An 18085-nucleotide genomic window follows, 5' to 3' on the forward strand; every position below is an offset into this window, starting at 1 on the left:
ACCCCATCGGACCCGGTCACCCGCAGCGACGGCGGCCGGGTCCCCGGGGCACCCCTCATCACTCCACCCGGAGTCCCTCTTGGCCACAGGCACCCAACCATCCCCACAGCGGCCCGGCGGCGTCCACGACGCCTCGCGGGCCGCGATCGCGGCCCGGCACCTGCGGACCGACCGGTGGTGGCTCTCCCCCGCCGGCACCGCGGCCGGGCTGCTCGCCTTCATCGTCTACTCGACCTGGCGGGCCTTCGCCAACGACGACTACTACGCGGCGCCGTACGTCTCCCCGTTCTACTCGCCGTGCCTCGCGGAGAACTGCGCCGACATGCGCGGCGGCCCGAACCTCGACCTCTTCGGCAGCTGGTGGGGCCTGTCCCCCGCGCTGCTGATCCTGGTCTTCCCGCTCGGCTTCCGGCTGACCTGCTACTACTACCGCAAGGCCTACTACCGGGGCTTCTGGGCCTCGCCTCCGGCCTGCGCGGTGGCCGAGCCGCACGCCTCGTACAGCGGTGAGACCCGCTTCCCGCTGATCTTCCAGAACATGCACCGGTACTTCTTCTACGCGGCGCTGCCGGTCGCGGGCATCCTCACCTACGACACCGTGCTGACCTTCCGCGACGAGCACTACGCGTGGGGCCACATGGGCCTCGGCACCCTCCTGTTCCTCGTCAACATCGGGCTGATCTGGGCGTACACGCTGTCCTGCCATTCCTGCCGGCACATCATGGGCGGCCGCCTGAAGCACTTCTCCAAGCACCCGGTCCGCTACCGGCTGTGGGGCTGGATCAGCCGTCTCAACACCCGTCACATGCAGCTGGCGTGGGCCTCGCTGATCAGCGTGGCCCTGTGCGACTTCTACGTGTACCTGCTGGCCAGCGGCGCCTTCACCGACCCGAGGATCTTCTAGTGACCCAAGTGGAACGGCAGCAGTGGGACGTGGTCGTCGTCGGGGCCGGCGGCGCCGGGCTGCGGGCCGCGATCGAGGCGCGCGAGCGGGGCGCCCGTACGGCCGTGATCTGCAAATCCCTCTTCGGCAAGGCCCACACCGTGATGGCGGAGGGCGGGATCGCCGCCTCCATGGGCAACGTCAACGAGGGCGACAACTGGCAGGTCCACTTCCGCGACACGATGCGCGGCGGCAAGTTCCTGAACCAGTGGCGGATGGCGGAGCTGCACGCCAAGGAGGCCCCGGACCGGGTCTGGGAGCTGGAGACCTGGGGCGCGCTCTTCGACCGCACGCCCGACGGGAAGATCTCGCAGCGCAACTTCGGCGGGCACGAGTACCCGCGGCTCGCGCACGTCGGCGACCGGACCGGGCTGGAGCTGATCCGCACCCTCCAGCAGAAGATCGTCCAGCTCCAGCAGGAGGACTTCAAGGAGTACGGGGACTACGAGGCCCGGCTCAAGGTCTTCCAGGAATGCACGGTGACGCGGGTCCTGAAGGACGGGGAGAGGGTCTCGGGGACCTTCTGCTACGAGCGCGAGACCGGCCGGTTCTTCGTCCTGGAGGCCCCCGCGGTGGTGCTGGCCACGGGCGGCATCGGGAAGTCCTTCAAGACCACGTCCAACTCGTGGGAGTACACCGGCGACGGCCACGCGCTGGCGCTGCTCGCCGGGGCGCCGCTGCTGAACATGGAGTTCGTGCAGTTCCACCCGACCGGCATGGTCTGGCCGCCCTCGGTGAAGGGCATCCTCGTCACCGAGTCGGTGCGCGGCGACGGCGGGGTGCTGCGCAACAGCGAGGGCAAGCGGTTCATGTTCGATTACATCCCGGACGTGTTCAAGGAGAAGTACGCGCAGTCCGAGGAGGAGGGCGACCGCTGGTACGAGGACCCGGACCACAACCGGCGCCCGCCCGAGCTGCTCCCCCGCGACGAGGTGGCCCGCGCCATCAACTCCGAGGTCAAGGCCGGGCGCGGGTCCCCGCACGGCGGGGTGTTCCTCGACGTGTCCACCCGGATGCCGGCGGAGAAGATCAAGCGGCGGCTCCCGTCGATGTACCACCAGTTCAAGGAGCTGGCGGACGTGGACATCACCGCCGAGCCGATGGAGGTCGGCCCGACCTGCCACTACGTGATGGGCGGCATCGCGGTCGAGTCCGACACGGCCGCCACCCTCGGGGTACCGGGGCTGTTCGCCGCCGGTGAGGTCGCGGGCGGGATGCACGGGTCCAACCGGCTCGGCGGGAACTCCCTCTCCGACCTGCTGGTCTTCGGCCGCCGGGCCGGGCTGCACGCGGCCGAGTACGCGGCGCGGGACGCCCCGGCCGTCGGCGGGCGGCCCGAGGTGTCCCAGGCGCAGATCGACGCGGCCGCCGCGGAGGCGCTGGCCCCGTTCCATGCCGCCGAGGGCGCGGAGAACCCGTACACCCTGCACCAGGAGCTCCAGACGGCCATGAACGACCTCGTCGGGATCATCCGCCGCGAGGGCGAGATGGCCCAGGCCCTGGAGAAGCTCTCGGGCCTGCGCGTACGGGCCGCACGGGCCGGGGTCGAGGGGCACCGGCAGTTCAACCCGGGCTGGCACCTGGCCCTGGACCTGCGCAACATGCTGCTGGTCAGCGAGTGCGTGGCCCGCGCGGCCCTGGAGCGCACCGAGAGCCGGGGCGGGCACACCCGCGAGGACTGCCCGGCGATGGAGCGGTCCTGGCGGCCGGTGAACCTGCTGTGCCGGCCCGTCGACCCAGCTCCCTCGGATCCGGCCGCGGACCGCATCGAGCTGACCCGGGTGCGCACCGATCCCATCCGATCCGACCTGCTCGCGCTCTTCGAGAAGGAAGAGCTGGTCAAGTACCTCGCCGAAGAGGAGCTGTACGAATGAGCACCTACGATGCCGCGTTCCGGATCTGGCGGGGCGACGCGGAGGGCGGTGAGCTGCGCGACTTCACCGTGGAGGTGCACGACGGGGAGGTGGTCCTGGACATCGTCCACCGGCTGCAGGCCACCCAGGCGTCCGACCTGGCGGTGCGGTGGAACTGCAAGGCAGGCAAGTGCGGTTCGTGCAGCGCGGAGGTCAACGGGCGGCCGCGGCTGATGTGCATGACGCGGATGTCGACCTTCTCCCGCGAGGAGACGATCACCGTGACCCCGCTGCGGGCCTTCCCGGTCGTCCGCGACCTGGTGACGGACGTGTCCTTCAACTACCAGAAGGCGCGCGAGGTGCCCGCCTTCGTGCCGCCCGCCGGGGTGGCGCCCGGCGAGTACCGGATGCAGCAGATCGATGTGGAGCGCTCGCAGGAGTTCAGGAAGTGCATCGAGTGCTTCCTGTGCCAGGACACCTGTCACGTGGTGCGTGACCACGAGGAGAACAAGGCGGCCTTCGCCGGTCCGCGCTTCCTGATGCGGGTGGCGGAGCTGGACATGCACCCGCTGGACGCGGCGGCCGAGGCGGGCCTGGACCGCAAGCGCACGGCGCAGGAGGAACACGGGCTCGGCTACTGCAACATCACCAAGTGCTGCACGGAGGTCTGCCCCGAGGGGATCAAGATCACCGACAACGCCCTGATCCCGCTGAAGGAGCGGGCCGTGGACCGCAAGTACGACCCGCTGGTGTGGCTGGGGAACAAGATCGGTCGCCGGTCCGGCCAATAGCCGCCCCCAATCGTTCACTTGGCAGGACAGAATGCCCCCTGAGCAACGTCGTTGACGTGAAGTCAGGGGGCTTTCGCGGTGCGGGTGGGGGATGAGCTGGCGGGCCGGTACCGCCTCGAACAGCGGCTCGGCAAAGGCGGCTTCGGCGAGGTGTGGCGGGCGCACGACACGGCGCTGGACCGGGCCGTGGCGGTGAAGGTGCTCCTGGAGACGGCCATGGCCGACGAGGCCGTCGCCCGCTTCCGGCGCGAGGCCACCATCGGGGCGCGGCTCCAGCATCCCGGCATCACCGTCGTGCACGACGTGGGCCAGGAGGAGGGCCGGCTCTTCATCGTGATGGAGCTGCTGGCGGGCGAGGACCTGCGCAGCACGCTGTCCCGGGTACCGGGCGGGCTGCCGGTTCCGGTGGCGCTGGAGCTGGCCGCCCAGGCCGCGGAGGCGCTGGCCGCAGCGCACGAACGCTCGGTGATCCACCGGGACTTGAAGCCGGCCAACCTCTTCCTGATGCCCAGCGGGCGGGTCAAGATCTGCGACTTCGGCATCGCGCACTCCTCGGACGCCACGGCCGGCTGGACGGTCACCGGCCGGATCTTCGGGAGCCCGCCGTACATGGCCCCCGAGCAGTGGCGGGGCGAGCGGGTGGACGCCCGGTGCGATCTGTACGCGCTGGGGTGCGTGCTGTACGCGCTGCTGAGCGGGGAGCCGCCCTTCGGGGAGGGCGAGGTTCCCTACGTCCTGATGCGCCGGCACATCGAGGACCTGCCGCGTTCGCTGCGGGAGGCCGGTGCGGTGGTCCCGCCGGAGGTGGAGCGGCTGGTGCGGCAGCTGCTGGAGAAGGACCCGGCGGCCCGCCCCCGCTCGGCGCAGGCCGTGGCCGCGGCGCTACGGGCCCTGCCGGGCGAATCCCTGTCCGGGGGCGGGGCGCAGGGCGGCGGCACCCTGGCCGGAGGTGGGGCGCGGGACGGGTCCCTGCCCGGTGACGCCCCGCGCGGGGCGGACGGGGACGGGACCGAGGTGGGGGCCCGGGACGGGGACGGGTTCGGCGGGATCCGGGACGCGGACGGCGGGATCCGGGACGGGGACGGGGATACCCGCGGGGGCGCGTCGGAGGTCTGGGGCGGAGGTGGGGAGGAGTCCGGCCGGGAGGAGTCCGGCCGGGAGGAGTCCGGCCGGGAGGAGTCCGGCCGGGAGGGTGTCGCGGAGGTGCCTGCCGGGGTGCGGGCGTTCGTGCGGGAGCTGTTGGTGGAGGCCGAGGTCGGGCTGCGGGGGCTGGAGCCCGGGGACGAGGCGCGCATCGACGTGCTGACCGTGGCCGCCGACGCCGCGGCGCGCTTCGACGCGGAGCTCGCGGGGCGGCTGCTCGGCGACGCCGAGATCGCGGCGTGGGAGGGCGGCCGTGGCGACGGGGCGCGGGTGGCCCGGCTGCTGACCCGGCTGGCCAGGGCCACGTCCACCCGTGCCCCGGCGCGGGCCCGGCGGCTGCTGACCGACGCGCAGCAGGCGCTGTTCACGGTGTTCGGCTCCGACCGGGAGGGTCCGCTGTGCGAGGTGGCGGAGGAGCTGGCCGTGGTCGCCCCCGGGCAGGCCGCCCGGATCGCCGCGGACCACTTCGCGGACGCCCGGACGGACAAGCGGCTCCGGGCCCGCGTCGCCACGGCCGTCGCGGCGGCCGATCCCGCCGAGGCCGAGCTGCAGTTGGCGCTGATCCCGGACGCCGGGCAGCGCGGTGCCGCCACCTACGACATGGTGGTGGCCGTCGCCCCGCACGACGTGGCGGCGGCCCTGCGGCTCAGCGAGCGCATCGGCTCCGCCGGGGGACGGCTGCTGGCGCTGTGCCAGGTGGCGCGGGAGCGCTTCGCGGCCGGGGACCCGGCGGGCGGGGCCCGGGCGGTGGAGCAGGCCGAGGAGGAGCTGCCGCGGTTCCTGGAGGAGCGGGCGGCCTGGCTCCGCGAGGAGGCGGCGCAGCACGCCGGGGAGGGCCGCTCCGACCGGGCGGAGCGGCTGCGGAAGCAGGCCGACGCCCTGCTGGGCGGGGGCCCCGGGGAGGCCGCCGACGCGAAGGCCGACCACGCGCTGGCCTCGCTGGCCACGGCCCGGTCCTACCGGGACCAGGACGCCCGGCCGCCGATGGACGCGGCGGCGGCGCGGGAATGGGCCGACCGGGCACGGAGCCGGCCGGACCCGGCGCAGCGGTCCCTGCAACTGGCCCTCGGTGCCCGGCTGTCCGTGGGGACGGGCCGGGTGCCCTGGCTGGCGGAGGCCGCCGCCGACGCGGGGAGCCCGCCGCCGGCCGGGATCAGGGCCCTGGGCGGCCCGGACACGGGGGCCGGGTCGCGCCTGCCGGGGCCCGGGCCGAAGCGGCGTACCGAGCCCGGGGACCGCGCCTGGCACACGGATGCCCGGCCGGACGCCGCGTACGCGGCCGGCGCGCACGTGGTGTGGCGGTCGGGGGCCGAGGTGGGCTGCGTACGGGCCGAGGACGGTGCGACCCGGTGGACGGCCCGCTCCGACGAGGGCGTGGGCCCCACCGCGCCCGCGCTGCCCGGGACGGGGCCGCTCCTGGTGGCCTGCGCGGCGGACGCGGCCACGGTGTACGTCGAGGTCCGGCGCGAGGGCGCGCCCGGGGTACGGCTGCTGGCGCGCGAGCCGCGCGACGGGCGGGTGCGGTGGTGGCGGGACCTGCCCGGCACGGAGCCGGCGTCCGGCGCCGCAGGCTCCCACCTCCCCGGGCCTCGGCCGCTGCGCGCCGTGGGTCCGGTGCTGGTGCACGGGGCGCCCGGGGACCTGACCGCGCTGCGGGCGGCGACGGGAGAGGTCCTGTGGCAGCGCCCGGTTCCCGACCCGGCGACGCGCTCCCCCGCCGCGGTGGGCGACTGCCTGGTCCTCGCGGACGATCTGCGGCTGCGGGCGCTGCACCTGCCGACCGGCCGCCCGGTGTGGTCCTTCCAGCGGTCCCGCCCGACGGCGCGCACGCTGCACGATCCGCGGCTCTCCGGGAGCGGCCTGGTCCACCTCCTGGACGAAGGCACGCTGCTGGCCCTGGACCAGGGCTCCGGCCGGGAGGTGTGGCGCAGCGCGCAGGGCGACCCGCCGGAGAGCCTGCTCGTCGCACACGGCACGGTGTACGCGGCCTCGCACGCGCCGGTGGGCCGGGACGGCCGGGAGAGCCGGGACGGCCATGACACGGTCCATGCCTTCGACGCGGCGACGGGCGCGCTGCGCTGGCTGCGCCAGGTGGCCCGGTGCGGTGGTGCGGGGTGCGGGTTCGAACTGCTGGGGCTGCGTCCGGGCGGCCTGTACGTCAAGGTCCCCCAGGGCGGCCGGCACGGTCTCATCGGTCGCTCCTCGGACCCGTACGTGGCGGTCCTGTCCCCCGCCTCGGGCCGATCGCGCCGGCACTGGGACCACCCGCCGCTGGCCACGGCCGACGTCCTGCTGGTCGGCGACCACCTCGTCCTCTCCCGCCCGGAGCTGACGGCGTACGGCCTGGCCTAGAGGCCCGTCGTGGCCCGCAGTCTCCGGGTGCGAGAGGGCGAAACCGCCCATACTCTCCCAAATGTGACTCCGCCGAGAAGCAGCACGAAGAGACGCACCACCGCCGAGATATCCGTCCGGACCGGCCTCGCCCTCGCCGCCGCGCTGCTCGCGCTCTCCGGCTGGGCGACGGCCACCGCTCCGGCGGCCCGGGCCGACGACCCCGTCACCCTGTCCCAGCAGGGGCAGATCACCGACCGCGTGGGCGCCCTGGGCGACCGCAAGCCCGAGGTCACCGCCGCGCTGGACAAGCTGTACGCCGACCGGAAGGTCCAGCTGTTCGTCACGTACGTGCGCGACTTCTCCGACCGGTCGGCGCAGAGCTGGGCCGACGCCACCGCCCAGAAGAACGGCCTCGGCCAGAACGACGTCCTGCTGGCCGTCGCCACCGGGGCCCGGCAGTACGCCTATTCGGCCGATGTCGACTCCGGATTCACCAAGGAGCAGCTCGCGGCGGTCGCGCAGACCGCCATCGAGCCGGCCCTCAAGCAGAACGACTGGGCGGGCGCCGCGATCGGCGCCGCCAACGGCTACGACGCGGTCCTGGGCGGACAGCCCGTGCCGGTCCCGGCCATCGTCCCCGGCGAGGCCGACCCGGGAAGCGCCGCGGCGAGCGGCGGCGAGAGCGGCGCCGGGGACTTCGTCCTCCCGGTGGTCGCGGTCGGTGCGGCCGGCGCCCTCGGGGCGTACGCGTACACCCGCCGCAAGCGCAAGCAGGAGGGCGGCGGCAGCGGCGGCTCGAAGACCACCGGCTGGTCCGGACAGGGGCCCGGCCCCGTGCCCCTGCCGGAACTGGACGCCAAGGCCAAGGCCCTGCTGGTGGAGACCGACGACGCGATCCGCACCAGCACCGAGGAACTCGGCTTCGCCACCGCACAGTTCGGCGAGGAGGCGGTGGCGGCCTTCACGCAGGCGGTGGAGTTCGGGAAGGGCGAGCTGACGGCCTCCTTCCGGCTGCGCCAGCAGCTCGACGACGCCTACCCGGAGGACGACGCCACCCGACGCCGGATGCTGGACGAGATCGTGGCCCGCTGTACGGAGGCGAGCCGGCGGCTGGACGCCGAGTCGGCGGACTTCGACCGGCTGCGGGACCTGGAGAAGAACGCCCCGCAGGCGCTCGCGACCGTGGAGGCACACTTCCGCGACCTGACGGGCCGTACGACCACGGCGGAGGCGACCCTCACGGCGCTCGGCCGCCAGTACGCGGACTCCGCGGCGGCGCCGGTGGCCTCCAACCCCGAACAGGCCAAGGACAGGCTGCTGTTCGCGACGACCAGCCTCGGCGAGGCCCGCGCCGCGATCGACGGCGGCGACAACGGCAAGGCCGCCGTGCACGTCCGGGCGGCCGAGGGCGCCGTGGACCAGGCGGCGACCCTGGTCGACGCGGTGGAGCGGCGGGCGCAGGAGCTGGCGGAGGCGGCCGGGAAGCTGCCGGGCGCGCTCAACGAGACGGACACCGACCTCGCCGACGCGAGCGGGCTGCTGACCGGCACCGCCGAGGGCACCTCGACCGCCGATCTGCGCGGCCGGATCAGCCGGGCACAGGCCGTACTGGCCGACGTACGGCAGGAGCAGAGCGCCGGCCGGTACGACCCGCTGGACGCACTGCGCCGCGTGGAGGAGGCCGACGCGGCCCTCGACGAGGCGCTGGCCGGGGCCCGCGAGCGGGAGTCGGGCCGTCAGCGGGCCGCGGCCCTGCTCGATCAGGCCCTGCTCACGGCCCGCAGCGCGATCGGCGCGGCCACGGACTACATCACCACCAGCCGGGGTGCGATCGGCAGCGAGGCCCGTACGCGGCTGGCGGAGGCGCAGCGCCACCTGGAGCGGTCCACGTCCCTGGCGGGCTCGGACCCGGCGGGCGCGCTCGCCGAGGCCCAGCAGGCGGACTCGCTCGCGCGCCAGGCTCAGCAGCTGGCCGAACAGGACGTACGGGGCTACCAGAACCCGTACGGCGGTGGCGGCCGGCAGCAGGGCGGCGGGATGGGCGGCGCGGTGCTCGGCGGGATCATCCTCGGCGAGATCCTGGGCGGCGGCCGCGGCGGAGGCGGCTTCGGCGGCGGCTTCGGCGGGGGCGGCGGTTTCGGCGGGGGCGGCGGACGCGGCCCCGGCTCCTTCGGCGGCGGCGGCACCCGCGGCCGCATGGGCGGCGGCGGCCGCTTCTGACGCACGCACTCTCCCTCTTCCCCCCCTCCCTTTCCCCATCCTCCCCAAGGAGACGGACCACATGAGCAAGCAGAGCATCCTCGGCCGCGTCACCCAGCTCGCCAAGGCCAACATCAACTCCCTGCTGGACCAGGCGGAGGACCCGCAGAAGATGCTGGACCAGCTCATCCGCGACTACACGAACAACATCTCCGAGGCGGAGCAGGCCGTCGCCACCACCATCGGCAACCTGCGGATGCTGGAGGCGGATTACAAGGAGGACGTGGACGCGGCCGCGGAGTGGGGCGGCAAGGCCCTCGCGGCGAGCAAGAAGGCCGACGAGCTGCGGACGTCCGGGTCGGCCGCCGACGCCGACAAGTTCGACAACCTCGCGAAGGTCGCGCTCGGCCGCCAGATGCAGTCGGAGAAGGAGGCGAAGACGGCCGCGCCGACGATCGCCGCCCAGACCGAGGTGGTCGACAAACTGAAGTCGGGCCTGGACTCGATGAAGACCAAGCTGACGGAGCTGACGGCGAAGCGCGACGAGCTGGTCTCGCGGGCCAAGACCGCGCAGGCGCAGAACACGATGATGGACGCGGTCAAGAACATCGACGTGATGGACCCCACCAGCGACATCAACCGCTTCGAGGAGAAGGTCCGCCGCGAGGAGGCCATGGCCCTGGGCAAGCAGGAACTGGCCGCCTCCTCCCTGGACGCCCAGTTCGAGTCCCTGGACGACCTCGGCAAGACCTCGGAGATCGAGGCCCGGCTGGCCGCCCTGAAGGCCGGCAAGGCCGCAGCCTGACGGTCCGGCACGGCGTGGCGGGCCGTCCCTTCCGGGGGCGGCCCGCACCCGGTTCTCACCAGGGGCTGCGGACCTTGACTCCGAGGGCCCGGACCCGCTCCCGGCCCTGTTCGGGAAGTCTCAGCACCAGGTCCTCGCCGACGACCCCGTCGCGCTGCCAGATCCCGTAGAGGGATTCCAGGGCCGCCTCGGCGACCTCCGGGTCCTCGTCGGCGGCGGCGCCCATCAGGGACTCGACGACGGGCCGGGAGCTCAGTGACCCGACCGCCCGCGCGATCCGGGCCCGGTGCTCCGCCGGGGCCTCCGGGTCGGCGAGCGCGCGCAAGGCGTCCGCCGTGTCGCGGGAGTCCCCGCAGGGCAGCACGAAGGTCGCGTAGACGAGCTGCGTGGCCAGCAGGATCAGGAACAGGTGCGGTGCGATCAGGAGCAGCGGCAGCGCCGGAACCAGGACGAGCAGCACCATCCAGCCGCCCCGGATCCGCATCGGGCCGCCGCTCGGCGGCTCGTACCGGCGCCCGGCCAGCGGGACGGTCGCGAGCATGGTCCCGACGGTCAGGAGCGGCACCGCCAGCAGCACCACCCGCAGCCCCAGCGAGAACACCCCGTCGGCGAACCCCTCGGTGGCGGCCAGCGCCAGCGCCAATGCCCCCGCACCGACCGCCGCGGTCACCACGTACCGCCACAGCGCGGTCACCAGCCACTTGCTCGTACTCATGTGTGCTTCCCGTTCGTGCTCACCCGGCTGTGCTCACCCGGCTGTGCTCATCCAGCTGTGCTCACCCGTACATGCCCAGCAGCTGCTCCGCCGAGAGTTCCGCCACCGACTCCGCCACCGCGCCCGGGAGCGGGAGTTCGAACCAGACGGTCTTGCCGCGGTGGGTGCGGCGGGTGCCCCAGCCCGCGGAGAGCAGGCCGACCAGCTGGAGGCCGCGGCCGCCCTCGTCGGTGTCGCGGGCCCGGCGGCGGCGGGGCTGGACCAGGTTGGCGTCCCAGACCTCGCAGACGAGGGTCCGGTCCAGCAGGAGGCGCAGCCGGATCTCGCCCTCGCCGTAGCGCAGGGCGTTGGTGACGAGCTCGCTCACGAGGAGTTCCGTGGTGTCGAGCAGTCCCTCCAGGCCCCACGCGGGCAGCTTCGCCCGGGCCAGCTCGCGGGCCCGGCCCACCGAGCGTGCCTCGCGCGGGAGCTGCCAGTCGCCGACGGCGTCCACCGGAAGGCCCTGGACCCGGGCCATCAGCAGCGCGATGTCGTCCTCGCCGTGCCGGGTGTCCAGGGTGTTCAGGACGTGGTCGCAGACCTCCTCCAGCGGGCGTGCGGGGTCGGCCAGCGCGTCGCGCAGGCCCCGTAGGCCCTCCTCCAGGGGGTGGGTGCGGGATTCGACGAGGCCGTCGGTGTAGAGCGCGAGCAGGGCGCCCTCGGGGAGTTCGACCTCGACCTCCTCGAAGGGCTCCCCGCCGACGCCGAGCGGCATTCCGGTGGGGATCTCCAGCAGCAGTCCGGGGCGGGGGGTGCCGCCCTCCTCCACCGGTTCCACGAGCACCGGCGGCATGTGGCCGGCGTTGGCGATGGTGCAGCGCCGGGTGACCGGGTCGTAGACGGCGTAGACGCACGTCGCGAGGTACACCTCCGAGCGGTCGGCGTCCCGCGAGTGCAGTGCGGCCCGGGAGGCCTGCTGGGAGCCGCCGGGTGCGCCGAGGCCCCGGGCGATCTCGTCCAGCGCGGTCAGCACCTCGGCCGGTTCCAGGTCGAGCAGCGCGAGGGTCCGTACGGCGGTGCGCAGTTCGCCCATGGCCACGGCGGCCCGCAGTCCGCGGCCCATGACGTCGCCGACGACCAGCGCCGTGCGGTGCCCCGGCAGTTCGATGACGTCGAACCAGTCGCCGCCGACCTCGGTGGCGGCGTTCCCCGGCAGGTAGCGGCAGGCGATGTCGAGTCCGGCGGCCTCCGGGTCGCCGGGGGGCAGCAGGCTGCGCTGGAGTATCAGCGCGCGTTCGTGTTCGCGCCGGTAGAGCCGGGCGTTGTCTATGCAGACGGCGGCCCGCGCGGCGAGCTCCACCGCGACCGCCCGGTCGCGTTCGCCGAAGGGCTCGCTGCCCTTGGTGCGGGAGAACTGCGCGAGTCCGACCACCGTGTCGTGGGCGACCAGCGGGACGACGAGCGTGGACTGTACGAGGTCCCCGGACTCGGGCCCGCCGCCCTCCACGAGCCGCGGCCGCGCCGTGCGCAGGGCGAACGCCCCCGGCGAGCCGGCCGGGTAGCGGTGCACCTCCCCTACGGAGACCAGCGCGCCCGGACCCGACAGCGGCGCGTCCGACACGGCCGAGGAGAAGGCCACCCGCCGCAGCGGCGCCGAGGGCGCCCGTCCCGGGCCCTGGCCGGGCAGGCTGGGCACGCCGGGGCCCTGCGGGCGGGCGGGGCGGTCGTCGTCGCCGAGCAGCAGCCCCTGGTAGAGGTCGACGGCGGCCAGGTCGCAGAAACCCGGGACGGTGACGTCGAGGAGTTCGCGGGCGGTGGTCTCCAGGTCGAGGGAGTTGCCGATGCGGTGTCCGGCCTCGTTCAGCAGGGCCAGGTTGCGCCGGACCCCGGCGGCCTCGCGGGCGGCGAGGTGGCGGCGGGTCACGTCGATGCCGATGCCGGCGACTCCGATGGGGCGGCCGGTGCCGCCGTGGACCCGGTAGAGGTTGATGGACCAGTGGCGGTTGTCCCGGCTGCCGGGGGCGGCTCCGGTGATCTGGAGGTCGTTGACCGAGTCCCCGGTCTCCAGGACCCTGCGCAGCGCTTCGGCCATCCGGTCGGCCTCGTGCGCGGGCAGGTAGTCGTGGACGGTGCGGCCGCGGTGTTCCTCGGCGGCGCCGCCGAAGACGGTGGCGAAGCGGCGGTTGGCCCGCTGCACGGTGAGGTCCGTGCCGAAGAGCAGGAATCCGAAGGGAGATTGGCCGAATATCGCCTGCGAGGCAGCCAGATCGGATTCGATCCGGCGCAGCGCGCGTACGTCGACCACGACGCAGAGCGCGGCCCGCTCGGCGGTTTCGGTCTGGGTCGGCATCACATAGATCTCGGCCACCCCGTGCGCACCATCGCCGCCGGGGATCCGGAAGGGGATCAGGCCCGTCCATTCCTTGCCGTCGAGAATCTCGGCCACCCGGCGGTGTGCGCCGGCGCGCAGCTCCGGGGGCATGAAGGCGTCGACGGGGTCGCGGCCGACGGCCTCGGCCGCGGTCAGCCCGAAGAGTTCCTCGGCGCGCAGACTCCACTGGTCGATCAGCCCGTCGGGCCCGATCGAGAAGGAAGCGACCTTTATGTAGTCATATATCGAGCCAGGCGGGCTGCTGTGCCACAGGGAGTCGCGCCAGGTCTCCCCAGACGCTTCCCCGGGCACACGGGCCTGATGTGCCTGTGCAGGTATCTCGCTCACGCGACCGTCCCCTCCAGCTCACCGCAACCGGACCGGCCATGACCGAAGTATTCAGCACCACGGCGCTCTACGACACGGCCTTCGCGATCACAAAAAGATCCCGTTGTTTTCCAGCCAAGCCGTGTGATCGTCGGCTGCCCCTCACCTTGTTACTCACCAGGAAGAGCCAATTCGAACCACACGGTCTTCCCCGACTTCCCGTGCCGGGTCCCCCAGCGCTGTGCCGACACGGCCACCAGGTGGAGTCCGCGACCCCCCTCGTCGTCGGGTTCGGCGACGCGTTCGCGAGGTGGATCCGGAAGCGGATCCGAAACCTCCACGAGAAGTGCCGGACCCGAGGGAGCGTCGGCGACGGCCGGATTACGCCGTACGAGACGGACTCCGATGGGGCCGGAAGCGTACCTCAGGGAGTTGGTGACCAGCTCGCTGACCAGCAGGACGGTGACGTCGCCGACGGCGTCGAGGCCCCAGTCGCGAAGGGTGCCGCGCACCGCGTGGCGGGCGGTGCGGACGGCACCCGGTTCGGCGGGAAAGGCCCATTCGGCGCATTCACCGTCAGTGTCGATCACGCCGATCACTTCCCGGGCCGGCTGGCGACCCCAGTCCGGTTCGAGGGGGAACAGAACCTCGGGTACACGTACGAGATAGGGATTAATAGCGACATACCCGATATTCACGGCGTCGTACCACTCGGCCCCCCACGGACCGGCGCACTGTGGCGCAGACGGCCTAGCGCGTGCGCGTCACGCGCCCCCGCGAACTCCCGGAACGCCGGGAACGCCCCGAGCCTCGTGCACGCCGTCGGCCGCGCCCAGCCGGCGGCCCGCCTCGGCGACGGCCGGGCGGTCCTGGTCGAGCCAGTCCACCGAGTCCAGCTCCTCGGGCCGGAGCCAGCGCAGCTCGTCGTGGTCCTCCAGCGGGAGCGGATCGCCCGAGAGCAGCCGGGCCGTCCACACGTGCAGGACGAGGCCGGGCTTCAGCGGCCACTCCCCCGGGATCCGCTCCAGCGCCTCGGTCTCCACGCCGAGCTCCTCGCGCAGCTCACGCACCAGCGCCTCGGGTACGGATTCGCCCGGCTCGGCCTTGCCGCCCGGGAGCTCCCAGCGGCCGGCGAGCTCCGGGGGCGCGCTCCGGCGGGCGGCCAGCAGGCGCCCCTCATGACAAAGGGCTCCGCCCACGACCACTCGTACAGTCATGGGCGGAGCCTATGGCAGCGGCGACGGGTGCGCCGCACTGCTCAGTTCCTCGTGCCGGTCCGGCCTGCGGTGCTGTCCTGGCCGAGCCGCTCGATCCAGTAGAGCTGCTTGTGCCCTCTGCTTTCGAGGCTGTCGGCGACCTTCTGGGCCTCGGCCCGGGTGGAGTACCGGCCGACCCGGTAGCGGTTGCCGTTGTCGTCCTCACGTATGACCAGCCACGGGAGCAGGGCACCGCTGTCGTTCATCGCGTTTCACCCTCCGCCGACGTACCTGCCCGGGAAACCGCATTGCGCATATGCCCGAGCCTACGCCCGACCTTTACTCAGCGGATACGGTTTTTCACGAAGAGGTACCTCGCAGGCGTACGCATCCGGCCATGCGTACGAGCGGGCCGTGCGCGCCGGTTCAGAGCCCGCGCACGGTCGGCAGCGGCAGGATCACCGCCCCGCCCGCGTCCGCCTTGCGGCACACGTCCCCGCAGGTGGCGTCGAGGGAACAACAGAGCGAGCAGATCGGGCCGGAGACGACGGGGCAGTCGGCGATGTCCGGGAGCTCGTACGCGGACTCGCAGACGGCACAGAGGTGCGTGGCGGTGATGTCCGGGGCGGCCACGTCCGGGCCGTTGACCGTGTTCGGCCTGGCCAGGTAGTACTTCCCCTTCGTCGCCCAGGCGATCAACGGGCAGAGGACGAGCGCGAGTCCGGCCGCAATGAAGGTGGAGAAGGCCTCCGCGTATGTCCCGAAAAAGCCGAAGAAGGCGAGGATCGAGACGGTGGAAGCGATCACCATCGAGCCGAAACCGGCCGGATTGACCGAGTAGAGGTAGGCCCGCTTGAACTCGATGTACGGCGGGCTGAGCCCGAGCCGCTTGTTGATCACGAGGTCGGCGGCGACGGCGACGATCCAGGCGATGCCGACGTTGGAGTAGAAGCCCAGCAGTTTGCCGAGCATCGCGAACATGTTGAGCTCCATCAGCGTCAGCGCGATGCCGAGGTTGAGGAAGATGTACCAGACGCGGCCGGGGTGGCGGTGGGTGACCCGGGAGAAGAAGTTCGACCAGGACAGCGAGCCGCTGTAGGCGTTCGTGACGTTGATCTTGATCTGGGACACGATGACGAACAGGGCGGCGACGGGCAGTGCGAGACCGCCGAGCCAGGGGCGCAGCGCCTCCAGCTGCGGGGCGATCGGCTCCAGCGCGTGGGTCTTGCCGACGGCCTCCAGGGCGACGAAGGCGAGGAAGGCGCCGCCGAGCTGCTTGGCGGCGCCGATGATCACCCAGCCGGGACCGGCGGCGAGCACGGCGAGGTTCCAGCGGCGGCTGTTGGCCGGGGTCTTGGCGGGCATGAACCGCAGGTAGTCGGCCTGCTCGCCGATCTGCGCGATGAGCGAGAGCGCGATGCCGGTGCCGAAGCCGAAGCCGATCCAGGAGAAGCCGGAGCCGGCTCCTTCCGTCCCGCCGAAGTGCGCGAAGGCGCCCCAGGCGTCGGGGGCCTCGAAGGCGAGCACGAGGAAGGGCAGCACCAGCCCGATCAGCCAGATCGGCTGGGTCCACGCCTGCACCTTGGCGAGGGCGCCCATGCCCTTGAAGACGATCGGGATGACGATGAGCGTGGTGATCAGGTACCCGATCTCCACGGGCAGTCCGACGGCCTGGTGCATGGCCTGGGCCATGATCGAGCCTTCGAGCGCGAAGAAGATGAAGGTGAACGAGGCGTAGATGAGCGAGGTGAGGGTGGAGCCGAAGTACCCGAAGCCCGCACCCCGGGTGACCAGGTCCATGTCCAGGCCGTACTTTGCGCAGGCGCGGGCGATGGGGATGCCGGTCAGGAAGATGACGACGGCGGCCGCCAGGATCGCGGCGGCCCCGCTGGTGAAGCCGTAGGCGAAGACGATGGAGGCGCCGATGGCGAAGTCGGCGAGGTAGGCGATGCCGCCGAGGGCGGTGCCGGCGACGGTGCCGGGGCCCCAGCGGCGGAAGGAGTGGGGCGCGTATCTGAGCGAGTAGTCCTCGCGGCTCTCGTCGGCGGCGAGCTTGGCGTAGCTCCGGCGGGGCGGTGCGGAGGCCGGGGCCGGGGCGGGGGTGGCGGTATCGGTCATACCGCCGGAAGGTAGGGCCCGCGCGTGACGGCCCGTCACCCTCCGGCGTTGCCCGGTGGTTACGCCCCCGGACCCGGCGTGACAGCGGGGTTACACCCCCCGCGACCCCGTGTCCGCGTTCCGGTGCGGCGCCGCTGCCAGGGGCTCCGCCCCCGGACCCCCGCTCCTCAAACGCCGGAGGGGCTGGATTCTGGTCGGCGTCGGCCGCACACGCGCGCAGCGCTACCGGGCGCAGCGGCGGGCCGGCGCCCCGGCCCTCGGCGCTGCGCTCCTGGACTGCCCTGCGGGCAATCCAACCGGCCAACGGCCACGTACGGGCTGGCGCGGGCCGAATCCAGCCCCTCCGGCGTTTGAGGAGCAGGGGTCCAGGGACTGGTCCCCGGCAGCGGTGCCGCACGGTGCACGGGACGGCGCACCCCGGGGCCGGCGCCCGCCCGGGCCCCGGCACGCCCCCGGGTTCACCGCACCGGCAGGTGGTACGCCAGGCGGTAGCGGTCGGCCGGGATGACGACGTCTGCCGTTTCCACGGCGCGGCCGGACGCGAAGTACGTGCGCCCGATCACCAGGACCACATGCCCCGGCACCCCGCCGAGCTGCATGTTCTCCTCCGCCAGGCCCGGCCGCGCGCCGACCTCCTCGACCACGTTGTCCACGACCACGTCGATCGCGGCCATGCGGTCCACCACCCCGGATCCGCCCAGGGGGCCCTCCTCCGGCAGCATCACCGGGCTCCGGCCGGTCACGGCCAGCGGCTCCCAGGAGGTCGACAGCATCATCGCCTCGCCCGCGTCGCGGTAGACGTACCGCGTCCGCATGACCCGCTCGCCCGGCTCGATGCCGAGCCGCTTCGCGATGTCGGCCGGGGCGGCGGCCTGTTCGCTGCTGGAGTCCCAGGTGCCGCGCGCGCCCGCCTCCGCCTGCTCCTGCCGGAAGGGGGTCGATGTCCCGCCGGTGCGGTAGCCGGAGCGGGCGACGCGCCGCGGGACGGGTTGCTCGCGCACGTAGGTGCCGGATCCGGACCGGCCCTCGACCAGTCCTTCCGCCATGAGGACCTTGCGCGCCTCCAGGGCCACCGTGTCGGAGACCCCGTACTCCTCACGGATCCGGGCCTGCGAAGGGAGCCGGGCGTGCGGAGGCAGGGACCCATCGACGATCTTCCGTCGCAGATCCCCGGCGACGCGCAGATAGGCCGGCTGCTCGCCGAAAGTCACAGGCCACTCCCATCAGGTTGACAGACAGCTACACCCTGGCAACCGACGGTTGTCCATCGCAAGCAAGGGCCAGAGTTTCACCCGAAGTGATGAAGCCAGG

At 73.2% G+C, this 18085-nt stretch carries 13 protein-coding genes; 6 read left to right on the forward strand and 7 right to left on the reverse strand.

Annotated features, from left to right (window positions below):
• The first annotated feature begins 79 nt into the window (after positions 1-79).
• The 6 genes from OG898_RS06085 (at position 80) to OG898_RS06110 (ending at position 10068) form a co-directional block, all read left to right on the forward strand.
• The gene (locus OG898_RS06085) at positions 80-904 is read left to right on the forward strand and encodes a hypothetical protein (protein WP_250741722.1); all 825 of its coding nucleotides are present in this window, start codon (positions 80-82) and stop codon (positions 902-904) included.
• Positions 904-2817, forward strand: coding sequence for a fumarate reductase/succinate dehydrogenase flavoprotein subunit (locus tag OG898_RS06090; RefSeq protein WP_250741721.1), 1914 nt, complete (start codon positions 904-906; stop codon positions 2815-2817). The genes OG898_RS06085 and OG898_RS06090 overlap by 1 nt, the downstream gene beginning before the upstream one ends.
• A complete protein-coding gene (locus tag OG898_RS06095; protein ID WP_250741720.1) occupies positions 2814-3587 on the forward strand; it encodes a succinate dehydrogenase/fumarate reductase iron-sulfur subunit in 774 nt (257 codons plus the stop codon). The genes OG898_RS06090 and OG898_RS06095 overlap by 4 nt, the downstream gene beginning before the upstream one ends.
• 78 nt (positions 3588-3665) lie before the next feature.
• Positions 3666-7082 (forward strand): protein kinase, encoded by a 3417-nt coding sequence (locus OG898_RS06100; protein WP_266955446.1) that lies wholly within the window; start codon positions 3666-3668, stop codon positions 7080-7082.
• A 144-nt stretch (positions 7083-7226) separates the two neighbouring features.
• Entirely contained in the window at positions 7227-9284 is a 2058-nt protein-coding gene (locus tag OG898_RS06105; protein WP_266960102.1) for a YgcG family protein, read from the forward strand.
• Positions 9285-9345: 61 nt separating this feature from the next.
• Positions 9346-10068 carry a PspA/IM30 family protein gene (locus tag OG898_RS06110; protein WP_266955448.1) on the forward strand — a complete coding sequence of 241 codons (723 nt, stop codon included), beginning with the start codon at positions 9346-9348 and terminating at the stop codon, positions 10066-10068.
• 55 nt (positions 10069-10123) lie between these two features.
• On the opposite strand, the gene OG898_RS06115 is transcribed toward OG898_RS06110, so the two are convergent.
• The 7 genes from OG898_RS06115 to OG898_RS06145 all read right to left on the reverse strand — a co-directional run bounded on the left by OG898_RS06115 (position 10124) and on the right by OG898_RS06145 (position 17985).
• Complete coding sequence (locus OG898_RS06115; protein WP_266955450.1) at positions 10124-10783, reverse strand: HEAT repeat domain-containing protein; 660 nt, start codon at positions 10781-10783, stop codon at positions 10124-10126.
• A 61-nt stretch (positions 10784-10844) separates the two neighbouring features.
• Positions 10845-13445 (reverse strand): SpoIIE family protein phosphatase, encoded by a 2601-nt coding sequence (locus OG898_RS06120; RefSeq protein WP_250741824.1) that lies wholly within the window; start codon positions 13443-13445, stop codon positions 10845-10847.
• 185 nt (positions 13446-13630) lie between these two features.
• The gene (locus OG898_RS06125) at positions 13631-14059 is read right to left on the reverse strand and encodes an ATP-binding protein (RefSeq protein ID WP_250741823.1); all 429 of its coding nucleotides are present in this window, start codon (positions 14057-14059) and stop codon (positions 13631-13633) included.
• A gap of 165 nt (positions 14060-14224) precedes the next feature.
• On the reverse strand, positions 14225-14677 hold the full coding sequence (locus OG898_RS06130; protein WP_266955452.1) for a (deoxy)nucleoside triphosphate pyrophosphohydrolase: 453 nt from the start codon (positions 14675-14677) through the stop codon (positions 14225-14227).
• A gap of 41 nt (positions 14678-14718) precedes the next feature.
• Entirely contained in the window at positions 14719-14922 is a 204-nt protein-coding gene (locus tag OG898_RS06135; RefSeq protein ID WP_254382854.1) for an SPOR domain-containing protein, read from the reverse strand.
• Positions 14923-15082: 160 nt separating this feature from the next.
• Positions 15083-16774: a cytosine permease gene (locus OG898_RS06140; protein WP_266955455.1), complete on the reverse strand. Its 1692-nt coding sequence runs from the start codon at positions 16772-16774 to the stop codon at positions 15083-15085.
• A gap of 458 nt (positions 16775-17232) precedes the next feature.
• A complete protein-coding gene (locus tag OG898_RS06145; RefSeq protein ID WP_266955457.1) occupies positions 17233-17985 on the reverse strand; it encodes a GntR family transcriptional regulator in 753 nt (250 codons plus the stop codon).
• Positions 17986-18085 lie beyond the last annotated feature (100 nt).

The sequence above is a fragment of the Streptomyces sp. NBC_00193 genome (assembly GCF_026342735.1).
Lineage (GTDB): Bacteria > Actinomycetota > Actinomycetes > Streptomycetales > Streptomycetaceae > Streptomyces > Streptomyces stoeckheimensis.